The sequence below is a fragment of the Rhodococcus sp. NPDC019647 genome (genome assembly GCF_044389235.1).
Lineage (GTDB): Bacteria > Actinomycetota > Actinomycetes > Mycobacteriales > Mycobacteriaceae > Rhodococcus_F > Rhodococcus_F oxybenzonivorans.
In genome coordinates this window covers 322,392-335,439 of the sequence record NZ_JBIRXS010000004.1, presented here as the reverse complement: position 1 = coordinate 335,439, position 13,048 = coordinate 322,392, and the positions used below count along the sequence as shown (strand labels likewise).

Below are 13,048 nucleotides of genomic sequence, written 5' to 3'. Positions count from 1 at the left end.
GAGCGATGCAACTGAACGCGCAGACGCTGGAGCGGCTCAGCGATGCAGTCGAAGTACCCACCTACGACCGAAACGACATCTCCGTCGGGATAGTGCATTTCGGGGTCGGCGGCTTTCACCGTGCACACCAGGCGATGTACGTCGACAAGCTACTGAGCCTCGGACAGGCCCGCGAGTGGGGCATCTGCGGAGTCGGGGTTCTGCCCGGCGATCGGCGCATGAAGGACGTACTCGAGGCACAGGACGGCCTCTATACCCTGGCCCTGAAACATGCCGACGGGACCTGGGACGTGAGCGTCATCGGCTCCATCGTCGACTACCTCTTCGCGCCGGACGACCCCGAAGCGGTGATCGAGAAGATCGCCGCCGAATCCACCCGGATCGTCTCGCTCACGATCACGGAGGGCGGCTACAACTTCACCCACGACACCGGCGAGTTCGACCGCGAGAACCCCGACATCGTCCACGATCTCCGCGACGGTGCCGCGCCGACCAGCACATTCGGGCTCATCGTGGAAGCACTGGCCCGTCGACGGGCCCGCGGACTCGCGTCGCCGACCATCATGTCCTGCGACAACATCGAGGGAAACGGCACCGTGGCGCGCAAGATGTTCCTCGCCTACGCCGAGATGAAAGATCCGGAACTCGCGGCGTGGATGCGCACCGAGACCTCCTTCCCCAACTCCATGGTCGACCGAATCACCCCGGTGACCACTGCGGAGGTGACGCAGGCACTCTCGACTCGATTCGGCATCGACGACCAGTGGCCCGTCGCCGCCGAACCGTTCACCTCCTGGGTTCTCGAAGACGCGTTCGTTCTGGGCCGGCCGCCGTTCGAGCAGGTCGGCGTGCAGTTGGTGGACGATGTGGCACCCTACGAACTGATGAAACTCCGCCTGCTCAATGCGAGTCATCAGGCCCTCTGCTATTTCGGGTACCTCTCCGGGTATCGCCTCGTGCACGAGGTCGCGCAGGATCCGCTGTTCGCCGAATTCTTGTTGTCCTACATGGACGACGAGGCCACGCCTACCCTGGCGCCGGTTCCCGGGGTCGACCTCGACGAGTACAAGCGCACGCTCATCGAGCGCTTCTCGAACCCGGAGATCCGCGACACCGTCGCCCGCCTGTGCGCCGAGTCCACGGACCGCATCCCGAAGTGGCTGCTGCCGGTGATCCGCGAGAATCTGACCGCCGACCGGCACATTCGACTGTCGGCCGCGGTCGTCGCGAGCTGGGCCCGGTACGCCGAGGGAGTGGACGAGGACGGCGAACCCATCGACGTCGTCGACCAGTTGAAGGACTCCCTCGTGCCGATCGCGCGGAGCCAGCACGAGAACCCCACGGCCTTCATCGAGAACCAATCGGTCTTCGGCGATCTGGCCGACTATCCACGGTTCGTCACCGCCTATCTGTGGGCACTCGATTCGCTACACCGGGTCGGCGCGCGACAAACACTCGAATCCCTGCTCGAGAAGGTGCAGTCATGAGTATGGTCGTCGGCGAAGCCCTCATCGACATCGTCACCGCTGCCGACGGCACCACCACCGAGTACGCCGGAGGCAGCCCCCTCAACGTGGCGGTCGGACTCGCCCGCCTCGGCAGACCGGTCGAATTCGTCACCCGCATCGGGGAGGACGCACGGGGACGAATGATCCTCGACCACCTCGCGGCGTCGGGCGTCCGCCTGGCGTCGGGAAGCATGTCCGCAGAGTCCACGGCCACCGCCCGGGCGACACTCGACCCGACAGGTGCGGCCACCTACGAGTTCGACCTCGAATGGTCGCTGCCCGCTCCCGCCTGGGCCTCGACCCCGGAGCTGGTTCACACCGGGTCCATTGCCGCCGTGATGGAACCCGGATGTGCCGTGGTGGCCGATATCCTCTACCGCCTCCGCTCCGCGGCGACCATCAGTTTCGACCCGAACGTCCGGACCGCACTGATTACCGACGAGGTACGGGCCCGGGAGCGAATCGAGCACCTCGTGTCGATGTCCGACATCGTCAAGGCCAGCGACGAGGACCTCGCCTGGTTCGACCCCACCCGGGACCCCGTCGACATCGCCCGCGACTGGCTGGCGCTCGGACCCGCAGTGGTCGCCGTGACCAAAGGCTCCGAGGGCGCTTTCGCGGTGTGCGCGGCGGGTGTCGTCGAGATGGCCGCGCGCCAGGTTCAGGTGATCGACACCGTCGGCGCCGGCGACGCCTTCATGGCCGGACTGCTCGACGGAGTCTGGTCCCAGGGCCTGCTCGGCGCGAAACACCGTGGCGCCCTGCGCGCACTCGATCCCGCCCGGCTGCGCACCGTACTGGCCAACGCCGTCCTCATGTCCGCCCTCACCGTCGCCAAGGCCGGCGCAGACCTTCCCGACCGCGAGACGCTCGACCGAGAGGCCAGGATTCTGCAATGACCCTCGTCGCAGGAATCGACTCGTCGACCCAGTCGTGCAAAGTGCTCGTCTGCGACGCCGACACCGGAGAACTCGTCCGCAAAGGCACAGCGTCACATCCCGACGGGACCGAAGTGCACCCGCAGGAATGGGCGCGGGCCCTGGACACCGCGATCACCGCGGCCGGTGGTCTCGACGACGTCGCGGCGGTGTCGGTGGGAGCCCAGCAACACGGCATGGTGTGCCTCGACGACAGCGGGTCGGTGGTACGCCCGGCGCTGCTGTGGAACGACACCCGGTCGGCGGAGGCTGCCGCACAGTTGGTGGAGGACCTCGGCGGTCCCGACGCCTGGGCGGACGCCGTGGGTGTCGTCCCGCTCGCGGCCATCACCGTCAGCAAGCTGCGATGGCTCGCGGATTCCGAACCCGCACAGGCTGACCGGACGGCCGCGGTGTGCCTGCCGCACGACTGGATCGGCTGGCAGCTCACCGGTGCCCGCGATCTCGATGCCCTGGCCACCGACCGCGGGGACGCGAGCGGCACCGGTTACTTCTCGGCCGCGGCCAACGCGTATCGACCCGACCTGTTGTCGCTGGCCCTCCGTGGCCGCTCCGTGCAGGTGCCCCGAGTGGCAGCGCCGTCCGAGCGGATCGGCGAGACGCGGTCGGGCGCGGTACTCGGCCCCGGAACAGGTGACAATGCCGCTGCCGCACTCGCTCTGGACGCACAGGAGGGTGACGTCATCGTCTCGGTGGGCACATCAGGGGTGGTGTCCGCGGTGTCGGACATACCGGCCAACGACCCCGGCGGTTTCGTCGCAGGGTTCGCCGACGCGACCGGACGCCATCTGCCGCTCGTCTGCACACTCAACGCGGCGCGGGTACTCGACGCCACCGCAGCGCTACTCGGCGTCGATCACGAAGAGCTGTCGCGGCTTGCGCTGTCGGCACCGTCCGGCAGCGGCGGCCTGGTGATGGTGCCGTACTTCGAAGGCGAACGCACACCGAACCGACCGGACGCCACCGGGTCGATAGAGGGCCTGCGGCTGAACAATTCGACGCCAGCCCACCTCGCGCGGGCGGCCGTCGAAGGGTTGCTGTGCGGGTTGGCTGACGGAATCGACCACCTGGTCGCGCAGGGTGTCGCCGTGCGCCGGATCCTGCTCGTCGGTGGCGGCGCACGCTCGCGTGCACTCCGTGAGATCGCCCCGGCCATCTTCGGTGCGCCCGTCCTGGTGCCGCAACCCGGCGAGTACGTCGCCGTCGGCGCGTGCCGTCAGGCTGCGTGGACACTCGCCGGCACCACGCAACCACCCAAGTGGAATCAGACCTCCACCCAGCGTTACGAGGCCGACCCTGCCCCCGCCGTCCGCGAACGCTATAGGCGCTCCGCGCCTGTGCGCCTTTCTGGTTGTCCCAGCTACCAAAAAGGCGCACGGGCGGCGGAGCCGCCTACACCTTGACCAGCATCTTCCCGACGTTCCCACCACGCATGAGCTGGAGGAATGCGTCCACCGAATTCTCGATGCCCTCGACCACCGTCTCGTCGTGCACCACGTCACCGGACGCGAGCCACGGTCCCATCTTGGCGGCGAACTCGGGGAACACGTGGGTGTAGTTGCCCAGCGTGAATCCCTGCAACGTGAGACCGCGGCTGATGATGTTCATCATGTTGTCCGGTCCCGGCACGCGCTCGGTGGCGTTGTAGCCGGCGATCGCGCCGCACAGCGCGGCTCGTCCCCCGTTGCGCATGGCGGCGAGTGCCGCCTCGAGGTGATCGCCGCCGACGTTGTCGAAGTAGACGTCGATTCCGTCATCGGCGGCTTCGAGCAGCTGCTTGCGGATGGGTGCGGCCTTGTAGTCGAGCGCGATGTCGTAGCCGTAGCGGTCGGTGAGTAGCGCGACCTTCTCGGCGGAACCCGCGGATCCGAGGACCCGGGAGGCGCCTTCGAGGCGGGCGATCTGCCCCGCCGCAGTTCCGACGGCACCGGCGGCACCGGAAATGAACACGGAATCACCGGGCTTCAGGTGCGCGATGTGCAGGAGGCCCACGTAGGCGGTGAGGCCCGTCAATCCCAGAATGCCGAGGTATGCGGACACCGGGACCCCGGGAATCTCCTCCACCACACGGAATGCGGTGGCATCGCCCTGCGCCACGTCGCGCCATCCCAGGTCGTGCACCACGACGGCGCCGACGGGGTGGCTGTCGGCGGTCGACTCGACTACGCGCCCGACTGCGCCACCGGTCATGGTCTCCCCCAGCACGAACGGCGGAATGTAGGACTTGACGTCGTTCATGCGGCCGCGCATGTATGGGTCGACGGAGGTGAACTCGTTGACCACACGAACCTGATCACCGGCGAGGTCGGGCAACTCCACGGTGACAGTCCGGAAGTCGTCCTGGGTGGGCCAGCCCGCCGGCCGGTTGATCAGTTGAATCTGCGTGCTCGATACCACGAGTGGTTCCTTTCACTGCTTTGCCGAAAGATGTCTAGAGCGCCAGTCCGAGCGCGAGGAGAAGGACCGCGAGCAACGGAAGCGTGCCCTGGGTGAGAGCGGCGCGTGCCTTGTCCGGCGAGGAAATCAGTAGGACAGCCGCGGCGAGGACCATCGATCCGGCACCGGCGAAGACAAGGGCCGCACCCACCGCAGTCGCGTCGACAGCGACCGCAACGACGCCGACCGCGGTCACGATGGCGAGGAAGAGATTGTAGAAGCCCTGGTTGAAGGCCAGCTCCTTGGTGGCGGCGGCCTCGTCGGCGGTGGTGCCGAAGGTCGCGCGGGTACGCGGCGCGGTCCACAGCACCGACTCGAGCACGAAGATGTACACGTGTAATGCACTGGCGAGAGCGGCGAGAACCAGACCGGCGGTAACCATGCAAGCTCCTCCTGATTGTGAACTGACCATTTCAATATATACTGAAATGAGCGTTTCACAACAGTGAGTGAGGATCGTCATGCCACGGACACAGGACTTCGACACCGCCGAGGTAATCGGCCTCGCACGTGACGTGTTCTGGGACAAGGGTTATGAAGCCACGTCGGTGCCCGACCTCGAACGCGCCACCGGACTCAACCGCTCGAGCCTGTACAACGCCTTCACCAGCAAGCGGGGCCTGTTCGACGCCGCCGTGCAGGACTACCTCGACCGTGTCGTCCGCCCCCGTCTGAAAATCCTCACCGGTGAGCCCACCCGGCCCGACGCGGGCGTGCGCTACTACCGCGCTCTCGCCGAGACCTTGGCCACGCTCCCCGAGGACTGCCCGGGTCGTGGGTGCCTGCTCCTCAACAGCGCTGCCGGGTTCGCCGCCCACGACGAGACTCAGCGGATGGTCGTAGATGCCTACCGCAGCGAACTGTCCGCAGCGCTGATCCACGCGCTGCGTGCCCTCGATCCGAACGCGCCTGCCGTCGTCGTCGAGCACCGCACGCGGCTGCTGACGTCGTTGTCGGTCAGCGCGTTCCTGCTCTCGCGCATCAACCGGGACGAGGCGATCGCCGTGGCGCACACGGCGATCGAACAGCTCGAGGAGTGGCGCGGGACTGCCTGACCGCGCCGCCCGTCAGTCGGCCAGAGCCGGCGCCGCGTGCTTGCCGCGCTCGGGAAGAGCGCCGTCTCCGGACGCCCGCTCGGCGGCCGCCATCTCGATCGCGGTGGCGTGGTCGACGGCGTGCGGGGCGATACCCAGGTTGTCCAGGGTGTCCCAGAGGCCGGCCATCGCCGCCTTCGGGTCGAGGTAGTACTCGGATTCGCGCACACGCCAGAAGGTCCAGCCGCACCGCTTGAGTTCCTGCTCGCGTTCGAGGTCGGCGATGCGCTGCGCCGGCGTAGTGGAGAAGGCGTCCGCATCACATTCGACGGCCAACCTCATCGTCCCGCCGGTCACCACGAGGTCGATGCGCCGATTGTTCACCTCGACTTGAGGATTGACGTGATAACCGCGCTCGGCGATGTCGTGGAACACCCGCTGCTCGAGGAGGTTGTCGAACGGTGGCGTCCGGACGTCTCGGCTCACCCCTCGGGGCATCGGCTCGGCCGGCGCCGGCGACGTCGACATGACGTAGCTCAGCAGGGAGTTACGGAGGTCGGCCCGCTTCAATTCGTCGACGGTCACCGAGTGGAACAGCCACAACTGGTCCTGCGCCCGCGACGCCGCGACGTTGAATCGACGCTTGTACTGATTGGCCGTCAGCGGCACGAAGTGCTGCTCCGGCGTCACCACCATGGACAGGAATACGACGCTGCGTTCATCGCCCTGGAAGTCGGGCGGTGTTCCCACCCGCAGTCGCCGTTGCTCCCACTGCTCGATTCCGATGCGCCGCACCAATTCGCCGCGGATCGCGTCGACCTGCGACTGTCCTTGCAGTACCACGATTCCGAACGTCTTTCCGTCGTAGCGGGGATCGACGAGGCATTCGATGAGCTGATCGACGAGCGCCTTCGCCTCGACGTGGTTGGCGAGCGTGGCATCCTTCCCCGACACCGTGGCGTCGGGAACGTAGGTGTGCCGCAGGGGCGGTAGCCGGTCTGCACCGAACTGCCGCACCGGCACCAGCGGCAACTCACCGTAGAACTGGGTACTCGACCAGTTGATGATTTCGGGCATCGACCGGAAATGCTCGCGCAGCCTGACCACCTGGCCGAAACTGGTACGCAGGATGGAGAACAGGCTCGACCGGGGTGTCAGCGTCGCTTGCACGTATTCCGGGAGATCCGGAAGGTAGGCGTCCAATCTGGTGAAGACGTCGTCGAGCGTCCCGTTGGTGGGGATATCAGCGGGCGCGCACTGCTTGTCGTCGCCTACCACGATCACCCGCGGTGCCAGCCACAGCAGGAAGAGGTTGGTGATATCGGCCTGACTCGCTTCGTCGACGATGACGACGTCGAAGCTGCCCGGGACCGGCGGTATGGACGCGAGGACCTGCTGCAGCGGCATCACCCAGGCGGGCACGGCTCCCTGCGCCTCTCCCATCGCGGATCTGGCTGCACTGCGGTACTTTTCGGCGTACTTTCCGCCTCCGGCACCGATGTTGGAGATGTGTTCGCGGTACGTTTGCAGCGCCCGGACCTGGTCGGCGGTGAGATTCTCGAGGCAGTCCCGCCACGCGGCGGCGGCCGCCAGCCGAGCGGTCAGATGTGCCAGATCGGCGTCGAGGCCGTTCAGTTGGGCTTCGAGTTCCTGCTCGCGCCCGGCGCGGTGCTGTTCGGTGACCCACTGACGCGCACGACGCCACGCCCACGCCTCCGACAGCTGCCAGCTCATCTCGTCCCATTCGGGAAGCGTCGCTGTCCGGCGCACCAGCTCGTAGAAGGCCGGGGCCACGGGGGCGAGGCGGTCGGACAACTCGTCGAAGAGCAATTGATCGTGCTGCTCGGCGCGCGCCCTGGCGTATTCCGCAAGGGCAGCGGACAGTGCCGCGTTGTCGGCACGGTCGAGTGCGGAAACCAGAGCGGTGCCCTCGGGGGAGGGACCCGAGTCGATCTCGGCAGACACCGCCGAGACGATGGCGTCGAGTTCTGCACGCGCACTGTTGACGTCGGTGCGGGTGGTGATGGCCTCGGCCGCACCGGCGACCGCGGTGGCGTCGCGAAGTGTGCGCATGCGGGGGGCAGTGGGCGACAGGGCGAACAGCTCACGGGCAAGGGCATCCCGCACCACGAGCAAGGCACGCACCCGCGCGATCCTGCCGACCATCAGGTTGAGGCTGTCGACCTGAACGGCGCGGGAACCGTTCATCTCCACCGGAATGCCGAGATCGCCCAGCAGTGTCGCCGCGGTCTGCGCGGCGTCGTGCGCGCGTAGGTGTTCCGTCACGAGCCGGACGGCAGCGGCCGTGGTGGCGGGTAGTCCGTCGACGGTCGCCTCGATGCCGAGTTCCTCGACGGCCTTCTGCTCGTCGCTGCGACGAAAGCGCGACTTCCATTCGACGGCACCGGATTCCATGGCGACGGCCAGCGCCCCGACCGCGTGGAGTGCAGGCCTGCTCATGACGGAACACTGGACGTCGTGCGCGCCGATGTAGCGGTCGGCGGCGGCGGCCGCTTCCACGATGGCAGGCAGCGCATCCAATCGGCCCCACAAATGCGTGGCCCGACCGGCCAGAATCGTGTCGGCCAGTTCGTGGAATCTGCCGTCGAGTTCGAGGACGTCGTGAGCCCGGGCCTGCAGTTCCTTGCAGTGCCGGCGGACCGTGTGCGCAGTATCGGTGTCGACACCGCCGAGGACGTCCAGTAGATGCGCCGACTGGGGGGTGTCGATGGGAACGGTGGTCGACGCCCGTGCGCAGAGCCGTTCGAGTTCTGCGCGGGTGGGCAGAAGTGCGTCGAGTGGCGGCAGACTTTGCCGCGAGCGCAGTGCACGTTCCGGTGTGGCCGACACACACAGTGCGCGCAACGTGTCGAGCTCGGCGCCCGTCAGCGGCGGTTCGTCACTCAGCAGGGGTCCGGGGAGCCATTGGAAGTCGGCCTGAAGTGCCATGACCTTGCGGACGATCGTGGCGGCCGTGCCCTCGTAACCCTCGGCCACGGGATCGTGGAGGTACGTCTCGGACTCGCGCAGTGCCGTCACGCGGTCGAGTACCACCGCGCGTTTCTGCATTCCCTCCGCCCGCTGGGCCCGCAGGTCGGCGATCCGCTTACCCTCACTGTCCGGGTTGAACGACGACTTCCGCTCGGCAATCGTCGCGACACTGCGGTTGAGCTCGTCGGATCCACCGCGCGAGAGGTCGGTGATCGAGACGCACAGTTCCTGCATCTCGGGCGGCAGCTTGTCGCGGAGCACCCGCAGAGCCTGAGCCTTCTCGCTGGTGACCAGCACCCGCTGTCCCCGGGCGAGGAGGGCCGAGACAAGGTTCGCGATGGTGTGGGTTTTTCCGGTCCCGGGCGGCCCCTCGACCACTACCCCACTGTCTCCACCGAGGCGCTCGATGATCTGCGACTGCTCTGCGTTGGCGGGGAGGGGGAACAGAGGGTCCTCGGCGAGCGTGGCGGGCGCGGCAGCACCGGTGCGCTGCAGCCACGTCACTCGGTCCGCCGGCTCGATCGCGTCGACCAGCTGGGCAAGCCCGAGCGGGACCGTGGCACCGTCGCGTTCGAGATGGGCGATCATCTTCTCGTAGTACTCGACGAGCGCGAATGCGCTGCGCTTGCGGAGCACCAGCGCGGGTGCTGGGGCGAGTGTGGCCGTCCCCGTCTCGTCCGGGGGCTCGACAGCATCACGGACGTCGAGAGCGGTGGTGACCGTCAGCGGGGCCCACTCCCGGAGGAACTGCCCGATCTCGGTGCCGAGCGGAGAGGTCGCGACCTCCTGCAACTGCTGTTGCAGTCGCATCGACTGCGAGCTGTCGTAGAGGCCGAGCCCGGTCAGCAGCTGGGAATCTTCGAGTCGAGGCGCTGTGCTCGGCGTCAACCGCACGAGGAGGTCACCTGTCCGAATGTCGCGGGAGATCCCCGCGGGCTGCGTGACGAGGTGGGTGCGGATACCGGCATCCGGACCCACACTGGGAACGGTGAGCAGACCGGAGGCGAGGACGAGTTCGATCGACTCGGGCCGGGCATTCAGTTCCTGCAGCATCGACTGCAGCGACTGGTACAGCTCGGCGTGCGGGCGCTGTTCGCGATCCGTCGCCGCCCAGGCCTTCCACCGCGGCAGGTACGCGTCGAATGCTTGCCTGACCTCGTACGCCCGGCGGACGTCGTATTCCTCGTCGGAGTCTTCCGCGTAGGCGTCCGATGCGTTCAAGGCGAGTTCGGGACGCGAGCTGTCGGATCGGGCAGCCGCATCCACCCAGCCCTGCAGAACGGGCGGCAGTGCCGGTGGATCCTCCACGGCAGCGACGGGCACTCGAAGGACGATGTCACCCTGCGCTGCATCTGCCGAGAATCGGAGCACCCGGCCTTCGCGGTACAGCCATTCCACTTGTTCGTGCTGGTCGACACGCAGTACAGGCTTGGTGCGAGCCCTGACGATTTCGCGCAGGAACTGCAGCAGCCGCTGGACGCGGCCTGCGAGCTCGGCGTCGGTTTCGGGACTCGACAATGTAAACCTCTGAGAGTTCTCGGTGATGGTCGGCGCTGGCCCCCGCCCTGCACACTATCGGGTCGACGGGGACGAGATCGAGGCGTAGTCCCCGTTCGGAGTCAGGAAGAGCGCCCGGCAGTTGCGCAGGTCACAGGGACTGGACGGTCGCCTGGCACCACCGCGCATCGATGCCCCTCCCCGCCACCCTCCATTCGGACCATTCGGTCTCTAGTATCTGTCCATGGCCGATTCGCGCATCACCAGAGCCGGTGCCGTGCTGGCCGCCGCCGCTCTCCTGGCCTTCGGAACCGGTGCCGTCGGGGCTGCCGACCCCGCGCCGGGGTCGCGGGTCACGGCGTCTTCCGAGGGATTCGCCCTCGACGGTCAACCCTGGTGGCCGACGGGTTTCAACGCCTATCAGTTGGCCACCAACTGGTCGGTGAACTGGGGTTGTGGGGCCATGGTCGATCTCGGGTCCTACTTCTCGTCACTTCCGGCGCACTCGCTGACCCGGTTCAACCTCTTCCAGGCACTGGCGATCAACCGGTTCACCGGGCAGCTCGACTTCGGACCGATCGACGCCGTCTTCGCTGCCGCCGAGGCACACGACCAGATGGTGATTCCCGTCCTCGCACCGCAGGACGGCGCGTGTGAAGACGACGTGTTCAAGGGCCGGCAGTGGTATGTCGACGGGTGGCAGACCATGACACCGGGGGCTCCCCGCACGTTGATGAGCTTCCAGGACTGGATGCACACCGCCGTCGCCCGGTACAAGAGCTCGTCCTCACTGGCCGCCTGGGAATTGGTGGGCGAACCGGAGACGAGCACATGCACGGATGCCGCATGTTCGTGGTGGACTCGGTCATGTGGCCCAGACGCCGCGCAGGTATTGCGGGACTTCTTCGACGACGCCGGGGCCGAGCTCCGCGCCCGCGACCCGCGGACCCTGATCACGGCCGGATTCACCGGCGGCGGGCAATGCGGCACCCAGGGCGATGAATACCAGTTCGTCGGGGCGTCGCCGTATGTGGACGTCGTCCAGTATCACGACTACGGCGCCGACGCCGTCCCGCTGCCGGGCGATCAGTGGAACGGTCTGGGTCGACGACTCGAACAGGCGGAGGCGCTGGGGAAGCCGCTCCTCATGGGCGAGATCGGTGAACTCGCCGGTTCGTGCGGCGACCTTGACGACCGGGCCGCACACATCACCACGAAACTCACCGGTCAACGCGATGCGGGCGCAGCTGGGGCACTGCTCTGGGCGTTCGTTCCGGATCCGAGGCCCACCGAGTGCACTTACGACGTGGGGCCCGACGACCCGCTGTGGGATGTGGTCGAGCAGTTCGGGTCCCTCGGCACGGGTACCGCCCCGGGCGCCTACTGAGAATTCAGGACACGAGCACGCGCACCGTCTCCGCTACGCACGCCGGCTTGTCGGATCCTTTGATCTCGATGGTGTTCTTCACGACCACCTGGGCACCCTTGGCCGTGCGTTCGCAGGAGACGATTTCGCCGCCGGCGCGGATCGACGCCCCCACCCGGACCGGTTCCGGGAAGCGAACCTTGTTGAGCCCGTAGTTGATCACCATCTTCATTCCGTCGACGCGCATGATTTCTGCGCCGAGCTTCGGCAGCAGTGAGAGCGTGAGATAGCCGTGCGCGATCGCCGCGCCGAACGGGCCGTTTGCGGCACGCTCCGGGTCGACGTGGATCCACTGGTGATCTTCGGTGGCGTCGGCGAAAAGGTTCACCCGGTCCTGCGTGACCTCCAGCCATTCGCTGAAGCCGAGGGACTCCCCTACAGCAGCTTCGACCTCGTCGATTCCGTTGAACACGCGCATGTCGGCATTTCTCCTCGTTGGTTCACAGTTCAGAGTGGTTGTGGTTCAGCGTCCGCCGCGGCGGAGCGTGACTCGGTAGGTGTAGTGCTCGGGTAGGAAGTAGCTGACCGCGAGTTCGACGATCCGGCCTTCTGCGTCGGTGTACAGGCGGTCTACTCGCAACATCGGGTGCTCGACATCGCAGCCCAGCTCCCGGGCAACGAACTCGGTGGCCGGCGCCACGGTGATCGACTGCGCCGCCTCGACGATGGGACTTCGCAGGTGCGGTTCCAGCAGCCCGATGATGGTGTACGAACTGACGGCGCCCTCGGCCATTTCGGGCGCGTCGACGACGAGCCGTGCGATCTCGTCGGGAAGGTAGACGGTGGTCAGCACGAAGGGTGTGTCGTCGTGACGTCGCCGGAACACGACCGTGTGAACGAGGTCGGTATCGAGCCGGAGCCTGCTCGCCGCCTCGATGTCGACCCGGCGGCGCAGCGGCGAGACCACCTCCATGGTGGTGTCCGTGGACAGATTCATCAGGTCTTCGATGGATCCGAGCTGACGCAGGTAGCGGCCATCGGACTCGGCCGCGAAGGTGCCACGCCCGGGCACCCGGTAGACGATGCCCTCGGCCACCAGATCCTGGAACGCCCGCCGGACCGTTTGACGACTCACCCCGTGTTGCTCCGCTAGCTCGAATTCGGTGGGAAGTTTCACGCCGTCGCGGTATTTGCCCGCAGCAATGTGCTCGCGCAGCTGTCTGGACACCAGCTGGTACGCCGGCTCGCTCTCTCGTTCCCTACCGTTCATCGCGCACC

Annotated in this window: 10 protein-coding genes; 5 read left to right on the top strand and 5 right to left on the bottom strand. The window is 67.1% G+C overall.

All coding sequences use genetic code 11. From position 1 onward, the window contains the following. Positions 1 to 5: 5 nt before the first annotated feature. From ACH49N_RS11630 to xylB, 3 genes are read left to right on the top strand one after another with little or no spacing between them, the layout of a single operon-like run. Entirely contained in the window at positions 6 to 1,487 is a 1,482-nt protein-coding gene (locus ACH49N_RS11630; RefSeq protein WP_358272301.1) for a mannitol dehydrogenase family protein, read from the top strand. Further along, positions 1,484 to 2,407 carry a carbohydrate kinase gene (locus ACH49N_RS11625; RefSeq protein WP_358272303.1) on the top strand — a complete coding sequence of 308 codons (924 nt, stop codon included), beginning with the start codon at positions 1,484 to 1,486 and terminating at the stop codon, positions 2,405 to 2,407. The genes ACH49N_RS11630 and ACH49N_RS11625 overlap by 4 nt, the downstream gene beginning before the upstream one ends. Then, complete coding sequence (xylB, locus tag ACH49N_RS11620) at positions 2,404 to 3,849, top strand: xylulokinase (protein WP_358272304.1); 1,446 nt, start codon at positions 2,404 to 2,406, stop codon at positions 3,847 to 3,849. Before ACH49N_RS11625 ends, xylB begins: the two co-directional genes overlap by 4 nt. On the opposite strand, the gene ACH49N_RS11615 is transcribed toward xylB, so the two are convergent. Further along, positions 3,839 to 4,843 (bottom strand): NADP-dependent oxidoreductase, encoded by a 1,005-nt coding sequence (locus ACH49N_RS11615; protein ID WP_358272306.1) that lies wholly within the window; start codon positions 4,841 to 4,843, stop codon positions 3,839 to 3,841. The genes xylB and ACH49N_RS11615 overlap by 11 nt on opposite strands. A gap of 34 nt (positions 4,844 to 4,877) precedes the next feature. Next, a complete protein-coding gene (locus ACH49N_RS11610; protein WP_358272307.1) occupies positions 4,878 to 5,264 on the bottom strand; it encodes a DUF1304 domain-containing protein in 387 nt (128 codons plus the stop codon). Between the two features lie 79 nt (positions 5,265 to 5,343). Here ACH49N_RS11610 and ACH49N_RS11605 point away from each other — a divergent pair, with 79 nt between their 5' ends. Further along, complete coding sequence (locus ACH49N_RS11605) at positions 5,344 to 5,937, top strand: helix-turn-helix domain-containing protein (protein WP_358272309.1); 594 nt, start codon at positions 5,344 to 5,346, stop codon at positions 5,935 to 5,937. A 12-nt stretch (positions 5,938 to 5,949) separates the two neighbouring features. On the opposite strand, the gene ACH49N_RS11600 is transcribed toward ACH49N_RS11605, so the two are convergent. Next, positions 5,950 to 10,425: an AAA domain-containing protein gene (locus ACH49N_RS11600; protein WP_358272310.1), complete on the bottom strand. Its 4,476-nt coding sequence runs from the start codon at positions 10,423 to 10,425 to the stop codon at positions 5,950 to 5,952. A gap of 223 nt (positions 10,426 to 10,648) precedes the next feature. Between ACH49N_RS11600 and ACH49N_RS11595 the strand changes: the two genes are divergently transcribed. Next, the gene (locus ACH49N_RS11595) at positions 10,649 to 11,791 is read left to right on the top strand and encodes a beta-mannosidase (protein ID WP_358272312.1); all 1,143 of its coding nucleotides are present in this window, start codon (positions 10,649 to 10,651) and stop codon (positions 11,789 to 11,791) included. 4 nt (positions 11,792 to 11,795) lie between these two features. Here the strand turns inward: ACH49N_RS11595 and ACH49N_RS11590 are convergent, their stop codons facing one another. Together ACH49N_RS11590 and ACH49N_RS11585 are read right to left on the bottom strand one after the other, a co-directional pair. Then, the gene (locus ACH49N_RS11590; RefSeq protein ID WP_358272313.1) at positions 11,796 to 12,248 is read right to left on the bottom strand and encodes a MaoC family dehydratase; all 453 of its coding nucleotides are present in this window, start codon (positions 12,246 to 12,248) and stop codon (positions 11,796 to 11,798) included. A 45-nt stretch (positions 12,249 to 12,293) separates the two neighbouring features. Beyond that, positions 12,294 to 13,040, bottom strand: coding sequence for a GntR family transcriptional regulator (locus tag ACH49N_RS11585; protein ID WP_358272315.1), 747 nt, complete (start codon positions 13,038 to 13,040; stop codon positions 12,294 to 12,296). Positions 13,041 to 13,048: the final 8 nt, after the last annotated feature.

What these genes read in the sequence shown, in the direction of transcription:
- ACH49N_RS11630 (WP_358272301.1), top strand. Translation starts at nt 6, where the DNA reads ATGCAACTGAACGCGCAGACGCTGGAGCGGCTCAGCGATGCAGTCGAA.
- ACH49N_RS11625 (WP_358272303.1), top strand. Translation starts at nt 1,484, where the DNA reads ATGAGTATGGTCGTCGGCGAAGCCCTCATCGACATCGTCACCGCTGCC.
- xylB (WP_358272304.1), top strand. Translation starts at nt 2,404, where the DNA reads ATGACCCTCGTCGCAGGAATCGACTCGTCGACCCAGTCGTGCAAAGTG.
- ACH49N_RS11610 (WP_358272307.1), bottom strand. Translation starts at nt 5,264, where the DNA reads ATGGTTACCGCCGGTCTGGTTCTCGCCGCTCTCGCCAGTGCATTACAC.
- ACH49N_RS11605 (WP_358272309.1), top strand. Translation starts at nt 5,344, where the DNA reads ATGCCACGGACACAGGACTTCGACACCGCCGAGGTAATCGGCCTCGCA.
- ACH49N_RS11595 (WP_358272312.1), top strand. Translation starts at nt 10,649, where the DNA reads ATGGCCGATTCGCGCATCACCAGAGCCGGTGCCGTGCTGGCCGCCGCC.
- ACH49N_RS11590 (WP_358272313.1), bottom strand. Translation starts at nt 12,248, where the DNA reads ATGCGCGTGTTCAACGGAATCGACGAGGTCGAAGCTGCTGTAGGGGAG.
- ACH49N_RS11585 (WP_358272315.1), bottom strand. Translation starts at nt 13,040, where the DNA reads ATGAACGGTAGGGAACGAGAGAGCGAGCCGGCGTACCAGCTGGTGTCC.